A 2,227-nucleotide genomic window follows, 5' to 3' on the forward strand; every position below is an offset into this window, starting at 1 on the left:
TGCGTGCGCTGAGCASCGCCGCGATCCGCAACTGGACGACCGCGCAGGTCGACGCGCTGACCAGCGACCAGATGGCCCAGCTGACGACGGCGCAAGTCGCCGCGCTGACGACCGCCCAGCTCGCCAACCTGGTCACCGACGACCTGAACGCGCTGACGACGAACCAGTTCGCCGCGATGTCGACCGCCCAGGTCGCCGCGCTGACGCCGACGCAGATCGCCGGCCTGCAGTCCGATGACCTGCGCGCGCTGAGCACCGCCCAGTTCGCTGCGCTGACGACCGCGCAAGTCGCCGCACTGACCACCGACCAGATCCCGAACCTCGAGTCCAGCGACCTGCGTGCCATCAGCACCGCCGCGCTGCGCCAGCTCAACTCCGACCAGCTCGGTGCGCTGACCAGCGACCAGATGGCCGCGCTGACGACCGGCCAGGTCGCCGCGCTGACGACGACCCAGCTGTCCACGCTGGGCACCGACGACCTGAACGCGCTGACGACCACGCAGTTCGCGACGCTGTCGACCGCGCAAGCCGCCTCGCTGACCACCGACCAGATCCCGACGCTGGAATCGTCCGACCTGCGCGCACTGAGCACCGCCGCGCTGCGCAACTGGACGACCGCCCAGGTCGATGCGCTGACCTCCGACCAGATGGGCCAGCTGACGACCGCGCAAGTGGCCGCGCTGACCACCTCGCAACTGGCGAACCTGACCACCGACGACCTGAACGCGATGAACACCGCGCAGTTCGTCGCGCTGTCGACCGCGCAAGTCGCCGCGCTGACGCCGACGCAGATCGCCGGCCTGCAATCCGATGACCTGCGCGCACTGACCACCGGCCAGTACGCCGCGCTGACCACCGCCCAGGTCGCCGCGCTGACCAGCGACCAGATGCCCAACATCGAGTCCTCGGACCTGCGTGCGATCAGCACCGCCGGCATCCGCGGCCTCAACAGCGACCAGTTCGCGGCCCTCACCTCCGACCAGATCGCGTCGCTGACGACCACGCAGGTGGCCGCGCTGACGACCACGCAGATCGCCTCGCTGGCCTCGGACGACCTGAACGCACTGAGCACCGCGCAGTTCACCGCGATGTCGAGCGCGCAGACCGCTGCGCTGACGACCGACCAGATCCCGCACCTGGAATCGTCGGACCTGCGCACGCTGAGCACCGCCGCGCTGCGCAACTGGACCACCGCGCAAGTCGATGCGCTGACCTCGGACCAGATGGGCCAGCTGACGACCGCGCAAGTCGCCGGCCTCACGACCGCCCAGCTGACCAACCTGACGACCGACGACCTGAACGCGATGAACACCGCGCAGTTCGCCGCGCTGTCGACCGCCCAGGTCGCCTCGCTGACCGCCACCCAGATCGCCGGCCTGCAGTCCGATGACCTGCGTGCGCTGAGCACCGCGCAATACGCCGCGATGAACTCGGCCCAGGCCGCTGCGCTGACGACCGACCAGATCCCGAACCTCGAATCGGCCGACCTGCGCGCGCTCAGCACCGCCGCGATCCGCGCGCTGAACACCGACCAGATCAATGCGCTGACCTCCGACCAGATGGCCCAGCTGACGACCGCCCAGGTCGCCGCGCTGACCTCGACGCCGCAGGTCGACGGCCTGAACACCAACAACCTGAACGCGCTGACCACCGCGCAGTTCGCCGCGATGACCACCGCCCAGGCGGCCGCCATCACGACGACGCAGATGTCGCACCTGGAGACGCAGGATCTGCGCGCCCTCAGCACCGCGGCGATCCGCGCGCTGAACAGCGACCAGCTCTCCGCGCTGAACTCCGACCACATGGGCGCGCTGTCGACGGCCCAGGTCGCCGCGCTGTCGACCACCCAGGTCGCCAACCTGACGACCGAAGACCTGAACGCGCTGAACACCGCCGACTTCGCCGCGCTGTCGACCGCCCAGGTCGCCGCGCTGAAGGCCAGCCAGGTGGCCGGCCTGGAAAGCGATGACCTGCGCGCGCTGACGACGGCCCACTACGCCGCGCTCGGCACCGCGCAAGTCGCCGCGCTGACCAGCGACCAGATTCCGCACCTGGAATCCGCCGACCTGCGTGCGATCAGCACCGCCGGCATCCGTGGCCTGAACAGCGACCAGTTCGCGGCCCTCACCTCGGACCAGGTGGCATCGCTGACGACCGCGCAAGTCGCCGCACTGACGACCACCCAGCTGGCCTCGCTGAGCTCCGACTCGCTGAACGCGCTGAGCAC

The 2,227-nt window shown here is 70.0% G+C and carries 1 pseudogene; it reads left to right on the plus strand.

Going from position 1 to position 2,227, the window contains the following annotated elements:
* A pseudogene (locus AC1DXV_RS33980) lies at positions 1-2,227 on the plus strand (heme utilization protein); the annotation flags it as partial.

This window comes from Rhizobacter sp. P3_C12, assembly GCF_056402735.1.